Genomic DNA, 18,307 nt, shown 5'->3' with positions numbered 1-18,307 from the left:
GGGGCGTAGTGGGGGGGGGGGGGGGGGGGGGGGGGGGGTGGGGGGGGCCCGAGGGGGGCCCGGGGGGGGGCGGCCCGCCCCCCCCCCCCCCCCCCCCCCCCCCCCCCCCCCCCCGCTCCCCCCATCCCCTCCCCCGCGCCGGGGCGGGCCCCCCCCCCCCCGCTCCCACAGAACCAATCCGTGGTGCCGAGCCAGGCTCGGCAGAGGCCTTACCGATAGAGCCCCAGCGGAGCATGGCTCCGCTTTACCGGCTTCCATCACGCTGCCGGCGGCACTTCCGGCTTCACCGCTTCCGGGCTCACGCGCTCGATGGTGTGGCGCAGCTCGCGGCCGAGGATGAACTTTGCGTCCTTGGCCCAGGCATCCAGGCGCTCGTCAAACAGCAGCTTGCTGTTCTGGTCCGGCCAGATCAGGCGCAGCTCGCGCATCTTCTGGATGAAGCCACGGAACAGCGACTTATCGAAGAACTCCGGTGCCGCCGGTGCGTACAACAGACTCAGGCGCTGTGCGGCCTGTTGGCACAGGCTTTCCAGTTCGCCTGCACCCAAGGTGCCGGGGCCGTTCTTCACCAGCACCGATATGGCGATGTAATAGCGCTCGAATGCCTGTTGCAGCGAGTGGCCAATGGCACGCAGACGGAACACTTCGTCGGTCTGGCCGGTGCTGCGTGCAAGCATGCCGCCATCGTCTTCGCCCACGTGCTGGAGCAGGCCTTCGCGTACGAAGACGTCGATGGTCTGGTCGATGCGCGCGGCAAACTCGTCCTCGGTCCACGGCAGGAACAACTCTGCCTGCAGGAACGGGTACAGGCCGCGGCCCAGGCGCAACAGGCCGCCGCGGCTCATGCGGCGATTGTTCTGGAAGCAGCAGGCCACCCACGAGGAGGCAGTGAACAGGTGCAGCACGTTGTTGCGGAAATAGCTCAGCAGCACCGCGGTATCGCCGCTGACGCTGAGCACGTCGCCCAGCGGGTGCTTGATGCGGCTGAGGACGTTGATTTCCTCGGCGTGGGCAATGATGCGCTCGGGCGAATGCGGGGTGACCGTGACCCGGTCCGAGTACGGCATTTCCACCAGCAGCTTCTTGCACAGCTCGATCTGCGCGATCAGGTCGGCCTCGCCCATTGCATGCTTGGGCGTGGACAGCAGCGCCAGCGCCAGCAGGTTGATCGGATTGACGTCGGCGGCGGCGTTGATGCGCTCCTGGATCGTCTCGGCGAGCACGTCGACAGTGCCGGCCAGCCAGCCCGGCTTCTCGTCTTCGGGCACCGGTTGACCGTCCCATTCCGGTGCCATCCTGGCCAGCACATCGTTCAGCGCGATCGGCTCACCGAAGTTCACCACCACCTGGCCGTAGTTCTGCTTGAGCACCTTGGGAATGCCCCACAGCAGCGCCCAGATCGATTCCTTTTCCTTCGGCCGACCGGTCAGCTCGTCGAGGTAGCTGTTGCCCTCCATCAGCTTTTCATAGCCGACGTAGATGGGCTGGAACAGCACCGGCTTGCGCGGCTGGCGCAGGAAGGCGCGCAGCGTCATCGAGATCATGCCGCCCTTGGGCTGCAGCAGACGACCGGTACGCGAGCGCCCGCCTTCGACGAAGTATTCGATCGAGTAACCACCAGCCACCAGCTGCGCGACGTATTCGCTGAGCACCGCCGAGTACAGCGCGTTGCCCTTGATCGAGCGGCGGATGAAGAACGCGCCGCCCTTGCGCAGCAGCGTGCCCACCACCGGCAGGTTGAGGTTGATGCCGGCCACGATGTGCGGTGGCACGATGCCGCGGTCGTACAGCAGGTAGCTCAGCAGCAGGTAGTCCATATGGCTGCGGTGGCTGGGCACGTAGATGATTTCGTGGCCAGGTGCGGCTTCCTTGAACTTGTCCAGGTGGTGCACCAGCACGCCGGCATAGATGCGGTTCCAGACGTGGCTGAGCATGAAGCTGGCCGAACGCACCACCGGGGTGGAGTAGTCGGCGGCGATCTCCCAGGCATAGCCCTGCGCCTTCTTCCAGGCGTCGGTGGTCTTGGAGTTGTCGCGCTTGGCCTGCACCGCAATCGCTTCGCGCACCGGATCCGATTCCAGCACCTTGTCGACCAGCAGGCGGCGGGTGGACAGGTCCGGGCCGATGATCGATTCGCGGATGCGGCGGAAGTGCGTGCGCAGCACGCGCTGCAGCTTGCGGACGGTGCGTTCCGGCTCCAGGCCTTCATCGACGGTGCCGCGCAGCGAAACCGGCGGGGCGAAACGGACGATGGTGTCGCGGCCGTTGAGCAGGATCGCCAGCAGGCGGCGGAAGCGGCCAACCAGCGCCCAGTTTTCCGAGAACAGCACGGCAAACCAGCCGCTCTGCTTGTCCGGGGCGCGGCCGACGAAGATCGACACCGGCACCAGGTGCACGTCCAGGCCCAGGTTGGCGCGGTGCGCCTGCAGCAGCTTGGCCAGCGAATCGGAATGGGTCTTGGCGCCACGCTGCTCGGGCAGCAGCATGTTGTTGCTGGAGCGGCGCGACAAGGCCACGTAGGCGCGCTTGCGCCCGGTCGGATCCCCGGCCAGCGGCACCAGCGGCGACGGCAGGCCGGCATCACGGCAGGCCTTGTCCAGGATCAGCGCGTTGGACAGGCCGTAGTCCTCCAGCACGTACACCACCGGGCGGCCGTCGTTGTACTCACCGGGCTGCTCGGGCTCGATCTTCAGGCCCAGCCAGGGCTCGATCAGCTTGCCCAGCAGGCGCGCCCATAGCGGGCGGCGGGCAGCACGGGCCGCTGGCAGCGGGCGCGCAGGGGCGCCCGGCACGATGGCAGCAGGAGTGGCGGGCGTCGCGTTGGCGTCGTCCGGCGGCAGCAGTTCACCCTGATCGGGCTGGGATTTCTGTTTCGACATCGGCGGCATTATGGCTTAGCTGCCGCTGCAGCGTTGTCTGCTGTTTGTGGCTCCGGGGTTTCAACCGCTTGCAGGGCATCGGCCTTGGCCTGTTCGGCAGCCCTCGCGGCCACCAGCACGGCGTCCACATCGCTGAGCGTGCGCGCCAGGTACCAACGCTTGTCGCGCCTCACCAGCGCCACCTCAAGATCCAGTTCCTTGCCTGCCAGCGGGTACTGCACGCGCACCGTGGCACGGTCGCCGTCCTGCGAGACCAGACCGGTACGCATCTGCTCCACGCTTTCATCCAGCTTCAGGCCATACCCGGCCAGCACCTGCTTGCTGGCCGCGGCGAATGGCCCCAGCTTCTGCAGGCTGGCGGTCATGCCGGCCTGCTGGAAGTCCTGTTCACCGGCCAACCCGGTGGCGCGGGCGGCGGCGGTCAGGGTGGCAATCGAGGTCTGGGCCAGCTTGGGATCGGACAGCGGCGCGGCCTGGGCCCAGTCGCTGAGTGCGGTGACCAACTGCACGTAGTGTGCACGTTCGGCGGCGTTGTAGTCACCTTGGTGGCTGATGTACTGCACACCGAACAGGCCCAACGAATGCGCGGCCTGCCGCACGGCGGCGGTCTGGCCCTCCAACTGCGCCTTGAAGGCGCGCTGCAGTTTGCGCTCGGCATCCTTCTCCGACAGCGCTGCCAACAGTGATGGCAGTTTCTCGTCCAGGGGCAGCTCAGTCAGCGGCCAACGGCTATGGCCCTGCGCCCAGGCGGCTTCCAGTTCGGCGTATTGGGCCGGCGGCACGGCAGCGCGGGCGTAGCCGACCAGATCGTTGTTGCGCAGGTGCTGGGTCAGCTGGCGCACCGCTGCGGCCGGCTCGGTGGCGGCACCGGGCAAGGGCTCGGCGCTGCGCTTGCAGGCCGCCAACAACGCTACCAGGCAGACCGACGTCAGGATGATGGTGTGGCAACTGCGTAGTGAACGGCGTTGCATGGCGGCGGCGATCCTCCCGTAGGCCAAGCATCTTGATGCCTGCCCGGTGACAGCGGCAAGCACGGCCGTCACGGCTGCAGCGGGGATTGGGGATTGGGGAGTCGGGATTGGATAAAGGCGGAAGGCAGGAGCCCCTCTCCCCAAAGCGACGAGCGCTGTTGCCCGCTACGAATCCCCAATCCCGGCTCCCAAATCCCAGACAAAAAAAGAGGCCGCCCCGTTGCCGGTGACAGACCTCCTCAAACCGGTACGGGACCGGTAGACATGTTTGACGCATCGCCGGCAGAGCCGGACGAGACGTAGCGTACGCGCCCGATTCAGTTAAAGCAATACTTCATGAATAACAATATAAGTTATTGATTTTACTTAATTGATTCGGCAATTTCTCGCTGAATAGCCAGCGCCGTGGCACGCGGGTCGGCAGCCAGGCGGATCGGCCGGCCGACGACAATCGCGTCGGCGCCGTCGGCAAAGGCCTGGGCCACGCCCACGGTGCGCTGCTGGTCGTCACCCACCGGGCCGCCAGGACGGATGCCGGGGCAGACGATGGAGAAACCCTGACCGGTAGCGGCGCGGATCGGCGCGGCCTCCTGGCCGGAAGCGATCACACCGTCGATGCCGGCACGCTGCGCGGCCAGTGCGCGCTCCACCACCACGTCCACCGGCTCACGGTCGATACCCATCTGCGCCAGATCCGGGCGACCCATCGAGGTCAACACGGTCACCGCCAGCAGGCGCATCTCCGAGCTGTTGGCGGCTGCAGCGGCTTCCATCATGCCGGGGTGCCAGCCGTGGATGGTGCAATAGCTCACCGGCCACTGCGACAGACGTTTGATCACGCCGGCAATGGTGGCCGGGATGTCGAAGAACTTCAGGTCGACGAACACGCGCTTGTCGCGCCTGGCCAGTTCGTCGAGCACGTCGAAATACTCGCCCGAGGCCAGCAGTTCCATGCCGATCTTGTAGAACGACACGGCATCGCCGAGCTTGTCCACCCACGCGATGGCTTCGGCCTTGCCCGGCACATCGAGGGCGAAGATCAGGCGCTCGTCATTACGCAGCGGCAGCGGTGCGCGGCTCATCGGGCCACCTCCAGCGCGTCACGCTTTGCCCCGTTGCGCAGGTCCGCCGGCAGCGACCAGGCATTGTTGATGGCCGCACCTTCCCAGCCACCGTAGGTGGGGTTGGACAGGATCCACCAGCGCGAACCGATCCAGCCCTGGTACTTGTCCAGCAATACGTCGCGCGCGGCCAGGCTGTTGTCCTCGACCTGCAGGAAATCGGTGAACTGGTCGCCCACCTGCATCAGCACGCGGTAGTTCTGCGCCACCAGTTGGCGGCGGCAACCCTTCTCGCTGCCGTGTTCGGTGCAACCCGGCACCGGTGTGCCCAGGCCCAGATAGACGCTGTCATCGGCGACCGGGAAACCGACAGCACGCAGGTTGGCGATGGTGGCGTCCTTCATCGCTGCGGTGCGGTTGCTGATATAGATCATGGTCACGCCCTTGGCTGCAGCGGCCTGCGCGAACTGCACCGCACCGGGTACCGGCTGCGCCTTGCGCTCATCCACCCAGGCTTCCCAGGTTGCGTCGTTGTAGCTGCTGCCATCGCGCACCAGCCGGGCCTGGTAGGGCGAGTTGTCGAGCACGGTCTCGTCCACATCCACCACCACCGCCGGCTTCAGCTTGGCCGATTGGTGCTTGCCGCCCTCTTCCGGCAACAGCGCAGTCCAGCTGCCATCGGCAAGCGCCGCGTCGAGCTGGGCGCCTGCCAGCTTCCAGGTCTGCAGCGCGCTGGCCCGGTATTCCTGCGAACGCTGCACCCACAGCACGGCATTGAGGTTGTCGTTGGGGGCATTGGCCGGCGCTACGACGGCGTCGGCCGGGGCCGGCGAAACGCGACTCAACGGCGCGGTGGAGCTGCAGGCAGCCAGCGACAGCACAGCGCCGGCCAGCAGGGTAAGGGCGGGGAATCGGGACATGGAAACTACCGGGAATCTTTGAAAACCGCGCAAGTTTACCGGCTCCCTGCTTTGCCCGCCTTGCCGGGTCAAAACCGGGGTCAGAGTCAGGTTTCGGACCGAAACTCGACTCTGACCCCGGTTTTAGCCGCAATTTCCGCACTCAGCTATGCTTGCGCCCCCTAGCAAGACCAGAGCCCGGACCGTGACCGACGCCAGCCAGACCCCCGATTTCCCTATCCTCGACGCTGCCCAGGCGCGCGTGCTGGGCTGCCTGATCGAGAAAGAGGCCACAACCCCGGACACCTACCCGCTGACGGTCAACGCCGCCCAGGTGGCCGCCAACCAGAAAACCGCGCGCGAGCCGGTGATGAACCTGGAAGCCGGCAAGGTGCAGCACGCGCTGCGCCAGCTGGAGACGCTGGGCCTGGTGCGCCAGCACTTCGCCTCGCGCGCCGACCGTTATGAACACCTGACCGGCCCCAAGCTCGACCTGCCGCGCCAGCAGGTCGCCCTGCTCGGCCTGTTGCTGCTGCGCGGCCCGCAGACTGCCGGTGAATTGACCACCCGCAGCGAGCGCATGGCCAAGTTTGCCGATGCCGCCGACCTGCGCCACCAGCTGGAACGCTTGCAGCAGCGCGGCCTTGTCGTGCAGCTGCCGCGCGGCGCCGGCCAGCGCGAAGACCGCTTCATGCACCTGCTTTGCGGTGCGGTGGATGTGGATGCGTTGGCCGCGCAGTACCGCGCCCCGTCGGGTTCTGCCGCCACGGTCGACAACAGCGCCTTGGAAGAGCGCGTGCAGCAACTGGAAGCCACCGTCGCAGCGCTGCAGGAACAACTGGCAGCCTTGCAGGAACAGTTGGGCCGCTGAGCTGGCCGTAGCCCGGGTAAGCGCAGCACACCCGGGGCGGTTGGCGGAAAACCGGAAAAAGCAGCAGATCCTTGCCTGGGTGCGCCGCGCTTACCCGGGCTACGTGGTTCAGCCTTGTGGCGTGTGCACGAACAGCAGCAGCTGTTCGTCCTTGCCCGGCAGCACCACAGTGCCACCATCGCGGAAGCCGACTTTTTCCAGCAGCGCGACGGAACGCGCATTGCCCTGCGAGACGATCGCGCGCAGTTCGCCCAGCCCGAGCGTGCCGCGCGCGTAGGCAAGTACGCCTTGTACGGCTTCCAATGCATAGCCCTGACCGGTGTAGGCCCCCAGCAGGGCGTAACCGACATCCGCACAGGGCAGGCCCTCGCGCCGTACCAGCCCAGCGTTGCCCAACCAAGCGCCATCACTGCGGCGTTCAATCGCATACATGCCGAAGCCATTCGCGGCATAACTGCCGAAGGTGTGCTTGCGCACGTACTCGCGCGCTTCCTCTACGGTGCGCACGCCGCGGTCGCCGATGTATTGGTGGAAGCCCGGTTCGTTGAGCAATTGCAGCATCGCGGCGGCATCGCCGTCGTCGTCACGCAGCAGGCGCAGTTGCAGGCGTTCGGTCTGGATCAGGGACATGGTGGACTCTGCTGTGGCCCCCTCCCTTCTGCGCAGCAGAGGGGAGGGCTGGGGAGGGGTGCTTTTGATTTTTGCCGGTAGAGCCCCCTGCCGAGCATGGCTCGGCACTACCGCCGCCCCTTTGGCCAAGGGATGGCTGAGGCGCTGCTTGCGGTGAGCTTCAATCAAACCGCAAAGCCAAGGCCAAAAGCTACCCCCTCCCTGCCTCCCCCTTGGCTTCGCCAAAGGGGAGGGGTGAAGCATCAATCAAACAGCGCTTGAATCGCTGCCAATCCAGCCTTCGCCCGCTCTTGCTTGTGCGCGGCATCGGCCACCGGGTCCGCGCCATCGCGCTGGATCTCGCCGGCTGGAATTTCATCAAAGAACCGGCTCGGCTTGAGCCGGATATGCTCACCAAACTTGCGCGTCAAACGACTGAAGCTCATCCACAGTTGGATCTTGGCGCGAGTGATGCCCACATACAGCAGGCGTCGTTCTTCCTGCAGATTGCCTTCATCCAGGCTGACCTGATGCGGCAACACGCCGTCCTCGCAGCCAACGATGAAGACGTACGGGAACTCCAGGCCCTTGGACGCATGCAGCGTCATCATCCGCACCTGGTTGCCGCCGTCGTCCTTGTCGTTGCGCGAGATCAGCGCCAGCTGCGCGGCCATGTCGGCGGCGCTGGCACCACGCGGGCCGCTCTCGAACCACGAGGCCAGTTCTTCCAGGTTGTTGGCACGACGCTCGTAGCCGGCAGTGTCCTTGGCCGCATGGCGCAGCTCGGCCAACATGCCCGAATCCTTGGACACGCGCCGCACCAGGTCACCCGAACTCATCTGCCGCATGTCCAGCCGCAGCGCGCGCAGGATGTCGGTGAACTTGCTCAGGCTGTTGGCCGCGCGCGGCGTGAGCTGGGCCAGTGCGCCCATGCTTTCGGCCGCCTGCGCCATCGGAATGTCTTTCTCCGACGCCAGCTCGGCCAACTTGGCCAGCGTGCTTGCACCGACATCACGCTTGGGCGACTGCACCGCGCGCATGAAGGCAGTGTCGTCATCCGGGTTCACGATCAAGCGCAACCACGCCAACGTGTCCTTCACTTCCTGTCGTTCCAGGAATACCGTGCCGCCGTTGAGGTGATACGGCACGCCGACCAGTTGCATCGCTTTTTCCAATGGCCGCGACTGGAAGTTACCGCGGAACAGGATGCAGAAATCACTCCACGGAATCTTGCGGCTGGTCGCCAGGAAATGGATCTCAGCGGCAACCTTTTCCGCTTCGTGTTCGCTGTTGCGGCACTCCCACACGCGGATGCGCTCGCCGTCGGCCTGGTCGGACCACAGGGTCTTCAGATGCTCGTGCGGGTTGTGTGCGATCAGCGCATTGGCCGCGCGCAGCACACGGTTTGAACAGCGGTAATTCTGTTCCAGTTTGATGATCTGCAGCTTGGGATAATCCACGCCCATCTGCTGCAGGTTCTCGGGATTGGCACCGCGCCAGGCATAGATCGACTGGTCGTCGTCGCCCACGCAGGTGAAGTTGCCGGCGGGCCCGGCCAACTGCTTGAGCAGGCGGTACTGGGCGTCGTTGGTGTCCTGGCATTCGTCGACCAACAGGTAGCCGATGCGCTCGCGCCAGGCCAGGGCGATATCCGGGTGTTCTTCCAGCACCTGCACCGGCAGGCGGATCAGGTCATCGAAATCCACCGCGTTGAACGAGGTCAAACGGGTCTGGTACAGCTCGTAGACCATCGCCGCGTCCTTCTCGCGGTTGCTGCGCGCTGCCGCCATCGCCTGCTCGGGCGACAAGCCGGAGTTCTTGGCCCGCGAGATCAGGTTCTTCATGTCCTCGATGTCGTCCGGCTTGGCGTTGGTACCGCCCAGCAGATCCTTGATCTGCGCGCCGGCATCATCGGCATCGAAGATGGAGAAATTGCGCTTCAGCCCCACCTGTTCATGTTCGATCTGCAGGAACTTCAGGCCCAAGGCATGGAAGGTGCAGATGGTGACCTCAGCCGCGTCCTCGGCGTGCAGGCGCTTGGCCACACGCTCGCGCATTTCCTTGGCCGACTTGTTGGTGAAGGTGATCGCGGCGATGCGGCGGGCCGTGTAGCGGCGAATACCGATCAGATGGGCGATTTTCTCGACGATCACGCGCGTCTTGCCGCTGCCGGCACCAGCCAGCACCAGCAGAGGACCTTCGGCGTGCACAGCCGCCGCGCGTTGGGGGGGATTGAGGGAGTCCAGCATGGGGTGGTTTCAGTCGCAGGCAGGCAGTGTAAGCCATCGCCCGTGAGCGCCGGCTGGCGCGGTAAAATGAGCCATGGCCAAGCTCTATTTCTACTATTCGGCGATGAACGCCGGCAAGACCACCACCCTGCTGCAGTCCGCGCACAACTACCGCGAACGCGGCATGCGCGTCGCCCTGCTGACCCCGCACCTGGACCACCGCGCCGGCACCGGCGTGGTGGCCTCGCGGATCGGCCTGCAGGCTGAAGCGACCACCTTTGAGCGCGATACCGACCTGGAGAAGCTGATCCAGCAGGACATTGCCGCCCACGGCAAGCTCGGCTGCGTGCTGGTGGACGAGGCCCAGTTCCTGAGCAAGTCGCAGGTCTGGCAGTTGTCCGAGGTGGTCGACCAACTGCGCATCCCGGCGCTGTGCTATGGGCTGCGCACCGATTTCCGTGGCGAACTGTTCGAAGGCAGCCAGTACCTGCTGGCCTGGGCCGACGAGATGCAGGAGATCAAGACCATCTGCCACAGCGGCAAGAAAGCGACGATGACCGTACGCGTCGACGAGAACGGCTTTGCCGTGCAGGACGGCCCGCAGGTGGAGATCGGCGGCAACGACCGCTATGTGTCGGTGAGCCGCGCCGAGTTCAAGAAGATCACGCGCGGCGAGGGGCGGATTGATCCGATGCAGGCGCCGCTGCCGTTGTGACGTCGTCCCTTCTCCCGCGTGCGGGAGAAGGTGCCCCGAAGGGGCGGATGAGGGGGAGCTTTTAGCGCTTAATGTCTGCTCGCCAAGAGCCTGCCCTCACCCCAACCCCTCTCCCGCAGGCGGGAGAGGGGCTTCAAACAAAGCCCTAAGCAAAGGCCTCAATCCTCAATACAACGTCCGCTCCGCCGCACCTGCAGGCGGTGGGCTGTACTGGTACAACCACGTCTCGGTCAGGGTCTTGCCGCCGCTGCGCAGGTACAGGCGCACGTCGATCTGATCGGTGCTGCCGTCCGGCGGCACCAGGTCGAACATGGCACGGTAGCCCTTGATCTCACGCAGTGGGCGCGCCGATACCACTTCCACGCGGCCACGGCTGGTTTCCACCACCGCTTCCACTTCGCCCTTATCGATCAGGCTGGCCAGTTCGCCGCCTTCAAAATCCACCGCGAAACGCCACGAGAAATACTCGCGCTTCTTGCCGATGATGCCGCCCAGGCCGGTGCGACTGGCCACGCAATGGGCAAGCGGCGGACGTGCCGGCGGCTCGGCGCCCCAGTACAGGCGATAACCGACCAACAGCTCCTGGCCCGGTTGCGGCTTGGCCTTGGGGTTCCAGAAGGCAACGATGTTGTCGAAGGTTTCATCGACAGTGGGAATCTCCACCAACTGCACCGAGCCTTCGCCCCATTGCCCCTTGGGTTCGATCCACAGGCAGGGGCGCTTCTCGTAGAACACGCCGTCGTCCTGGTAATGGTCGAAGTTGCGATCACGCTGCAGCAGGCCGAAGCCACGCGGGTTGTTGTCGACGAACATGTTGAAGCGCAGGTGGGCCGGATTGCACAGCGGCCGCCAGATCCACTCGCCGGCGCCGTTCCACATCGACAGACCGTCGGTGTCATGGATCTCCGGACGCCAGTCCCAATCCATGCGGCGGTCGTTCTCGCCGACCTGGTACATGCTGGTGCACGGCGCGATGCCGAGCCGCTCGATTTCCTTGCGCGGGTACAACGCGCTGTCGATATCCATCAGCAGCACATCGCCATTGGTGATGGCAAAACGATAGGCACCGGCAACGCTGGGCGAATCCAGCAGGCCGTAGACCACCAGCGTGTCTGAATCCGCTGACGGCTGCTCCAGGTAATAGGCGATGAAGTCCGGGAACTCCTCCGGGCGGCCCATGCCGGTATCGATGGCCAGGCCACGCGCCGATTGCCCGTACTGGCCTTCCTTGCCTACCGCGCGGAAATAGCTGGCGCCAAGGAAAGCAGCGAAGTCGCGGTCGGTATCGCTACGGGTATTGAGACGGAAGCCGGCAAAGCCCAGGTCGGCCGGCAACTCGCCATCGTGGATGCCGCTCTTGCCGTAGTTGAAGGCCGCACCGTCATAGGCCAGTTCCTGCGCCTTGCCATCGACTACGTCGAACATGCGCACCGGCGAATGGAAGTACAGGCCGAGGTGGAAGAACTTGGCCTGGAACTTACCCGGCTGGTCCGCCCACAAGGCGTGGTCCTGGCGGTAGCCGATGGACTGGTATTGATCCCAGTCGAGCTTCTCCAGCGCGCCTGGCAGGGTGCGCTTATGGCTTTTGTACGGTGCCTGCGCCAGCGCGCGGGCCTGGCCCTTGAGCGTGGCGAAGTCGAACGGCTGCGGCTGGCCCAGACGGCGCAGGCCCAGCTGGGCCGGTTTGCCGGCCGCGCAGGCCGTAAAGGCCGGAAGACCAAAGGCCGCCAGGGCGGCAGCGGCGTTGCGCAGGAAGTCGCGTCGTTGCATGGAAAGCAGGCCGATAGGGGACCGCAGCATGGTAGGCGCAATTGCGTGAATCGACAGCCTCGGAACAGCGGCGGATGAACATCACCTTCAGCCAGGCAGCGAAAAGCCAACCCCTCCCCAACCCTCCCCTTGCCTGCGGCAAAGGGAGGGAGCAGAACCAGGTAGTGCCGAGCCATGCTCGGCAGAGGCTTTACCGGCAATGCCCCAAGCACAACGAGGGCTGTGCTCTACCGGCAAGCACCCGCCAACTGCAACGCCGCCGCATGCGCGCACAGGAATCCACGCTGCGCCGTCGCCTCATCACCACCATCCCATTGCAACAGAGTCCATTGCTCGGCTGCCTGCATCCGTTCGCCGGCTTGCAGCTCACGGTAAGGCGCGTGCACTTCCATCTCCAGCAAGCCCTCGGCGATACCGCCGGCATCCAGATACAGCTCGACCTGGGCCTGCTCGGGATGGATGCTGGCACGCGGCTGCCTGGCAAAACGAATGATCAACGCCTGGTTGCCATTGAAGCCGGCCATCCAGCCCACCGTGGGCTGCACGAACCATTTGCCACGTGGCCCCCTGCTGCTGGCGTCGGCATGCAGCACCAGCATGCCGTCCTGGAACTGATGGTCCGGCATGCCCGGATCGGGCGCGCCTTCGACGCGGATATCGCTGGCCATGCTGACCGGCACGAACACGCGGGTAGCCGGGTGGACGCGGGTGTTGAACCACAGGTCCCAGGCAACCGGCGTGTCACGGATGTTCTGACCACTGACCTGCAGCTGCACGGTGTCGGCACGCTCAGGGTCAAGCCGGAATGTCTTTTCCAACTGCATGCCGGTCACCGGGCTGGCGGCGCCGCGCAGGCGCAGCTGGTCCGCACCGCGCTGCAGCCATTGCGCAGGCGCCAGTGACAGCCATGGGTCCGGCGGCCAGTTGGCGGCAGCTGTCCGACGCTCGGTATTGATCTGCTGGTGCAGCCACCACTGCGATTGCGGGCCGACCCATACGTCATGACCGAGGTAGCCGATGTCATCGCTGCTGGCGTTGACCGCCGGATCCGGTTGCGTGTGGACCGCTGCGCCTATGCGCAGGAAGTTGGGTTCGCCGTTGCGCTGCAGGGATAGCACCCGGCCGCCGAAGGCGGGGGTCAGCTGCAGCCGCAGCTCACTGCTTTCCAGTACTGCAGTGTTGTCGTCTGCCGGGGTGTTGGCTTGCGCGATCGCCAGGGATGGCAGCAACAGCAGGCAGAGGGTGATTCGATGATGCAGCTGCATCGGGTGCTCCCTGCGGGTCAGTGGGGATCATGGCAGAGCTTGCAGTGGCCCGCGCCTCTTGTAGTGCCGAGCCATGCTCGGCAGGGGTTCTACCGGCAAAGCCTCTGCCGAGCATGGCTCGGCACTACAGGTGCTCCGCCTCAGCGCTGGCAGTTCCCGCACCACACCGTTGCGCGCTGGCCAATGCTGGCATAGCGCAGTGCGCGCCCGCATTGCTTGCAGTTCTCGCCTTCGCGCCCGTACACCAGCAACTCCTGTTCGAAGTAACCCGGCGCACCATCGGGACTGATGAAGTCGCGCAAGGTGGTTCCGCCACGGGTGATCGCATGCCCCAGGATCTCCTTCACCGCGTCGGCAAGCCGTTGATAGCGCGCTCGCGACACCTTGCCGGCTTCACGCAGGGGATTGATGCCGGCCATGAACAGGCTTTCCGCCGCATAGATATTGCCCACGCCGACGACAATGCCCTGGTCCATCAGGAAGGTTTTGATCGGCGCCTTGCGGCCTCGACTGCGCTGGAACAGATAGTCGCCGTCGAACTCATCCTCCAGCGGTTCCGGGCCAAGTCCAGCCAGCAGCTCGTGCGTTTCACCTGCGGGCTGCCATAGCAGGCAACCGAACCGACGCGGATCGTTGAAGCGCAGCAGGCGGCCGTCTTCCAGGCTGATATCGACATGGTCATGCGCACGCACCGGTGTGTCGCCGGGCAACACGCGCAGGCTGCCGGACATGCCCAGATGCAGCACTGCGCTGCCCAGTTCGGTATCCAACAGCAGGTATTTGGCGCGACGACGGATCGCCTCGATGCGCTGGCCCGGCAGCAGCTGTTCGATCTCGGCAGGAATCGGCCAACGCAGATCCGGCCGGCGCAGGATCACACCGTGGATGCGGCGATCCAGCAGATGTGGTTCCAGGCCGCGCCGGGTGGTTTCTACTTCGGGTAGTTCTGGCATGCGAATCTCAAGACGATTGTGTTTGATTGCTTTTGTGGGAACGGCATGAGCCGTGAAGCTGGTGGTGGCGAACAGCGGACCTGTATCGATTGCAATGCGCTATTGGCTTCGGTTGGATTGGTGGCTTCGCGGCTTATGCCGCTTCCACACCCATATCCCGCATATCATGGACTGCCGGTCAGCGCGGTGGCGCCATCAGCTCACGGGCACTGAGGTAACCGTCGCCGTTGGCGTCCTGGCGGGCGAAGCGGGCCAGGATCACCTGCCGCTGTTCCTCGCGACTGATCGGCTTGCCGCGTCCGCCCGGTTGCTCGTCTGCTTGCAGCACGCCATCGCCATTGCGGTCCATCTTGTCGAAGGCATACAACATCCACTGCAGGTACTCATCCGGGCTGACACGGCCATCGCCGTCGCTGTCCATGCGCTGCAGGTAGGCATTGGTGTCCTGCACCTGGGCGATGGCTGGCAATGAACCACAAAGCAGGAAAAAAAGGGTGATCGTCTTCATGCGGCGCTGAGCGAATAGCCCTTCAGGCGCGCTGCATAAGCCTGCAGTGCAGCGCTGCCGCTGGCTTCGGCTTCCTGGCACCATTGCTGCAGCTGGCGCAGGCGTTCGGCGGCATCATGGCTGCGGGCTTCCAGCAAGGCTGACAAGCGCGCGCGGTGCTCGACCAGCAATTGGATGCGTGGACGCTGCTGCACCCAGGTCTGCAACTGTGCACGGCAATCGGGTTTGAGCCAGCGGCCATCATTGACCAGTCCCTTGCGCATGCGCCGCGGCAACAGCTTGCGCAATTTGGCACCAGCTGCGGCAGCCTCCTCCTTCAATGCCGGAGCGAACACATTGCGCTGGTAGTCGGTCATCGCCTGGAAACGATGCGACAGCAGCGCCTTCAAGGTATCGGCATCGGGCACGGCGATATTCGGACGGACATCCATGCTCGGTGCTACCCGCAGCACCTTGGCCAGGCGCAGGAACTGCAGCAGGCGGATCACCTGCCAGCCGATGTCGAACTCCCAGCGCCGCATCGAGAAGCGTGCCGAGCTGGGAAAAGCATGATGGTTGTTATGCAGCTCTTCGCCACCGATCCAGAATGCCCATGGCGTGAGGTTGGTCGAGGTATCGGCCGATTCAAAGTTGCGATAGCCCCACCAATGGCCGAGACCGTTGACCACGCCTGCCGCCCAGAACGGAATCCACGCCATCTGGATCGCCCACAAGGCAACGCCGGGCAGGCCGAACAACGCAGTGTTGATCACAAACAGCAGGATCGGACCAAGGTTGGCGTGCGGGGTGTAGAGCCTGCGTTCGATCCAGTCCTCCGGCGCACCGCGTCCGTACTGCTCGATATCGCCACGCAGCGTGCGGGCTTCGCGGTACAACTCCACGCCGCGCCAGAACACGGTGCGGATGCCCTTGGTGAGCGGGCTGTGCGGGTCCTCCTCGGTCTCCACCTTGGCGTGGTGCTTGCGGTGGATGGCCACCCACTCGCGGGTGATCATCGAGGTGGTCAGCCACACCCAGAAGCGGAAGATGTGCGACACCAGTGGATGGAAATCCACGCCGCGATGGGCCTGGCTGCGATGCAGGTACAAGGTGACCGCGAAGATGGTGAGCTGGGTGAACACCAGCAGCACCGCCAGCATGCCCCACCAGCCCAGGCCGGCAATGCCAGCGGTGAGGAAATCGAGCAGGGCGTCGGACATCACGGTTACTCCAGGCAGTCGGTGCCAGATGAAACAACTGCTACACATGATGGGGGCTGTCGGCGCAAACTTCATCCACCGACGGCAGGTCCGTTGGTCGAATCCTCAGCTGCCACCTACACCTGAATGTCCATTGCTCCCGTCGCCGAAGCGGCCCCCCTGATCGAACTGGACCATGCCTGCGTCATCCGTGGCCAGGTCCGCGTGCTGCACGAGCTGAACCTGCGTATCGAGCAGGGCCAACACACCGCCATCCTTGGGCCGAACGGCTGCGGCAAGTCCTCATTCATCAAACTGATCACGCGCGAGCTTTATCCGCTGGCGCGGGCCGACGGCCATGTGCCGGTCAAGGTGATGGGCCAGACCCGCTGGCAGGTGGACCGGCTGCGCGCGCAGCTGGGCATCGTCACCGGCGACCTGTCCAGCAACCTGTCCAGCATGCCCGGGCTGACCGTGGAGGAAGCGGTGATCGCCGGCTTCTTCGCCAGTTACGTGGTACCTGGGCATCGCGATGTCACCGATGCCATGCGCCAGCGCGCGCGGCATGCACTGGAACTGGCGCGCGCCCTGCCCCTGATCGGCCGCAGCTATGCCGAGCTGTCTGCCGGCGAAACCCGCCGCGTGCTGATCGCGCGTGCACTGGTCAACCAGCCCAAGGCCTTGCTGCTGGACGAGCCGTCCACCGGCCTGGACCTGATCTCGCGCCAGCATCTGGTCGACAGCATGCGCAACCTCGCCCAGCAGGGCATCACCCTGGTGCTGGTCACCCACCACATCGAGGAAGTGATCCCGGAAATCAACCGCGTGGTTCTGATGAAAGGTGGCCGCATTTTTGCTGACGGCAGCCGTACCGAACTGCTGCGCTCGGGTCCGCTGTCGGAGGTGTTCGGCGGCCCGATCGAGGTGCGCGAGGATGACGGGCGGATGTCAGCCTGGGTGGGCGGTTTGTAGTTTTTTGAAGCGAAAGCACCCCTCCCAAACCCGTCCGGCCCGAAGGCACAGCCTTCGGTCGTTCATCAGGCCGCGCGCCAATGGCGCGCAAGCAGGCCTTCTTCACCCCCTGCGCGTTGCGCAAGGGAGGGAGCTCTGGCTCCTCCCCTTTGGCGTAGCCAAGGGGGAGGCTGGGAGGGGGTGGCTTTGGCCGTTGCTTGTGCCGGTTGTTGAAGCTCATGCGAAGAGCACCCCTCCCCAACCCTCCCCTGCGCGTTGCGCAAGGGAGGGAGCTCTGGCCCCTCCCCTTTGGCGTAGCCAAGGAGGAGGCTGGGAGGGGGTGGCTTTGGCCGTTGCTTTGGCGGGGGGCTCAAGTTCATGTGAAGAACACCCCTCCCCTTGCGTTAGGCAAAGGGAGGGGGCAGAGCGCGGCCGTTGGTGCGATGATGCCGGTCCGCTCCTGTAATCCCGCTGTCCTCGCAATGTCACTACCCGCTTCCCCGCTGCGCCTTGGCGCCGCCCTCGCGCTGGCCGCCGTGCTCAGCGCCTGTTCCAGCACCCCGACCCTGCCTTCTGCAGGCAAGGACTCCAGCAACAAGGTCGTCGGCTATCTGGTCGGCCCCGCCATCCCCGACAGCCTAGCGCTGAGTCCCGCGCCCCCGGCTCCCGGTTCGGTAGCGGCACAGCTGGACGAAGCCGTCGCCAGCCAGGCCATGAACATGCGCGGCAGCGCACGCTTCGCGCAGGCGCATACCGATGCCGACCTGAGCTTCCCGGCCGGCGCCGACCAGTTCAGCTGCGCGCTGGGCGTGGCCGTCACCGCCAAGACCACACCGGTGCTGTACCGCCTGCTGGAGCGCAGCCGCATCGACGCCAGCGCTGCCACCAAGGCGGCGAAGACCCATTACCAGCGCCCGCGCCCGTTCATGGTCAACAACGCACCGACCTGCACGCCGGACGATGAGGAAGGTCTGCGCAAGAGTGGCTCCTACCCGTCCGGGCATACCTCGATTGGCTGGGCCTGGGGCCTGATCCTGTCGGAGATCGATCCCGAACATGCCACCGCCCTGATCGAACGCGGCCGCAACTACGGCCACAGCCGTCTGGTCTGCAACGTGCATTGGTATAGCGATGTGCAACAGGGCCAGTTCATGGGCGCGGCCACGGTCGCACGACTGCATGACAACCCTGCGTTTGTCGCCGACCTGGCCAAGGCACGCGAAGAACTGGCACACGCACGCACGCTCAATCTGCCGCTGCCGCGCGATTGCGCCGCGGAAACCGCAGCGCTGACCTCGGACATCCCAGAAGCGCGCTGAGCCTCACCTGTAGTGCCGAGCCATGCTCGGCATCGGGGTCCGGAGCATCCGATTCTGTGGGAGCGGCGTCTGCCGCGAAGCCGGCATTGTTTCAATCGCAGGTATTCCGGCGATCTGATTGGCCATCAGC

General features: G+C 65.2%; 15 protein-coding genes. 4 read left to right on the top strand and 11 right to left on the bottom strand.

Features of this window, described 5'->3' with window-relative positions; translation table 11 throughout:
- Positions 1–257: 257 nt before the first annotated feature.
- From plsB to ACVOLV_RS18750, 4 genes are all read right to left on the bottom strand, one after another.
- Entirely contained in the window at positions 258–2,879 is a 2,622-nt protein-coding gene (gene plsB / locus ACVOLV_RS18765) for a glycerol-3-phosphate 1-O-acyltransferase PlsB (RefSeq protein WP_481555683.1), read from the bottom strand.
- A gap of 8 nt (positions 2,880–2,887) precedes the next feature.
- Positions 2,888–3,850, bottom strand: a complete 963-nt coding sequence (locus ACVOLV_RS18760) for a hypothetical protein (protein WP_481555682.1) — start codon at positions 3,848–3,850, stop codon at positions 2,888–2,890.
- A 362-nt stretch (positions 3,851–4,212) separates the two neighbouring features.
- Positions 4,213–4,932: an orotidine-5'-phosphate decarboxylase gene (gene pyrF / locus ACVOLV_RS18755; RefSeq protein ID WP_481555681.1), complete on the bottom strand. Its 720-nt coding sequence runs from the start codon at positions 4,930–4,932 to the stop codon at positions 4,213–4,215.
- On the bottom strand, positions 4,929–5,831 hold the full coding sequence (locus tag ACVOLV_RS18750) for a 5'-nucleotidase, lipoprotein e(P4) family (protein WP_481555680.1): 903 nt from the start codon (positions 5,829–5,831) through the stop codon (positions 4,929–4,931). Before ACVOLV_RS18750 ends, pyrF begins: the two co-directional genes overlap by 4 nt.
- A 184-nt stretch (positions 5,832–6,015) precedes the next feature.
- Here ACVOLV_RS18750 and ACVOLV_RS18745 point away from each other — a divergent pair, with 184 nt between their 5' ends.
- Positions 6,016–6,681, top strand: a complete 666-nt coding sequence (locus ACVOLV_RS18745) for a YceH family protein (protein WP_481555679.1) — start codon at positions 6,016–6,018, stop codon at positions 6,679–6,681.
- Positions 6,682–6,789: 108 nt separating this feature from the next.
- On the opposite strand, the gene ACVOLV_RS18740 is transcribed toward ACVOLV_RS18745, so the two are convergent.
- Together ACVOLV_RS18740 and ACVOLV_RS18735 are read right to left on the bottom strand one after the other, a co-directional pair.
- The gene (locus ACVOLV_RS18740) at positions 6,790–7,311 is read right to left on the bottom strand and encodes a GNAT family N-acetyltransferase (protein WP_481555678.1); all 522 of its coding nucleotides are present in this window, start codon (positions 7,309–7,311) and stop codon (positions 6,790–6,792) included.
- A gap of 242 nt (positions 7,312–7,553) precedes the next feature.
- Entirely contained in the window at positions 7,554–9,536 is a 1,983-nt protein-coding gene (locus tag ACVOLV_RS18735) for a UvrD-helicase domain-containing protein (protein ID WP_481555686.1), read from the bottom strand.
- A 76-nt stretch (positions 9,537–9,612) separates the two neighbouring features.
- On the opposite strand from ACVOLV_RS18735, the gene ACVOLV_RS18730 reads away from it, so the two are divergent.
- Complete coding sequence (locus ACVOLV_RS18730) at positions 9,613–10,233, top strand: thymidine kinase (RefSeq protein WP_296250341.1); 621 nt, start codon at positions 9,613–9,615, stop codon at positions 10,231–10,233.
- Positions 10,234–10,398: 165 nt separating this feature from the next.
- Here the strand turns inward: ACVOLV_RS18730 and ACVOLV_RS18725 are convergent, their stop codons facing one another.
- The 5 genes from ACVOLV_RS18725 to ACVOLV_RS18705 form a co-directional block, all read right to left on the bottom strand.
- Complete coding sequence (locus ACVOLV_RS18725) at positions 10,399–12,003, bottom strand: OpgD/OpgG family glucan biosynthesis protein (protein WP_481555685.1); 1,605 nt, start codon at positions 12,001–12,003, stop codon at positions 10,399–10,401.
- Between the two features lie 227 nt (positions 12,004–12,230).
- The gene (locus ACVOLV_RS18720; protein ID WP_481555684.1) at positions 12,231–13,172 is read right to left on the bottom strand and encodes a DUF4380 domain-containing protein; all 942 of its coding nucleotides are present in this window, start codon (positions 13,170–13,172) and stop codon (positions 12,231–12,233) included.
- Positions 13,173–13,408: 236 nt separating this feature from the next.
- Positions 13,409–14,221: a bifunctional DNA-formamidopyrimidine glycosylase/DNA-(apurinic or apyrimidinic site) lyase gene (gene mutM, locus ACVOLV_RS18715; protein ID WP_481555677.1), complete on the bottom strand. Its 813-nt coding sequence runs from the start codon at positions 14,219–14,221 to the stop codon at positions 13,409–13,411.
- 178 nt (positions 14,222–14,399) lie between these two features.
- On the bottom strand, positions 14,400–14,729 hold the full coding sequence (locus ACVOLV_RS18710) for an EF-hand domain-containing protein (RefSeq protein WP_481555676.1): 330 nt from the start codon (positions 14,727–14,729) through the stop codon (positions 14,400–14,402).
- Positions 14,726–15,928, bottom strand: a complete 1,203-nt coding sequence (locus ACVOLV_RS18705) for a DesA family fatty acid desaturase (protein WP_481555675.1) — start codon at positions 15,926–15,928, stop codon at positions 14,726–14,728. The genes ACVOLV_RS18710 and ACVOLV_RS18705 overlap by 4 nt, the downstream gene beginning before the upstream one ends.
- A gap of 126 nt (positions 15,929–16,054) precedes the next feature.
- On the opposite strand from ACVOLV_RS18705, the gene ACVOLV_RS18700 reads away from it, so the two are divergent.
- Complete coding sequence (locus ACVOLV_RS18700) at positions 16,055–16,879, top strand: ABC transporter ATP-binding protein (protein WP_481555674.1); 825 nt, start codon at positions 16,055–16,057, stop codon at positions 16,877–16,879.
- 461 nt (positions 16,880–17,340) lie between these two features.
- Positions 17,341–18,177: an acid phosphatase gene (locus ACVOLV_RS18695; protein ID WP_481555673.1), complete on the top strand. Its 837-nt coding sequence runs from the start codon at positions 17,341–17,343 to the stop codon at positions 18,175–18,177.
- Positions 18,178–18,307 lie beyond the last annotated feature (130 nt).

Source organism: Stenotrophomonas sp. STEN023 (genome assembly GCF_056760135.1).
Note: the sequence above shows the minus strand (reverse complement) of the source record. Positions and strands in the feature narration are given on the sequence as shown.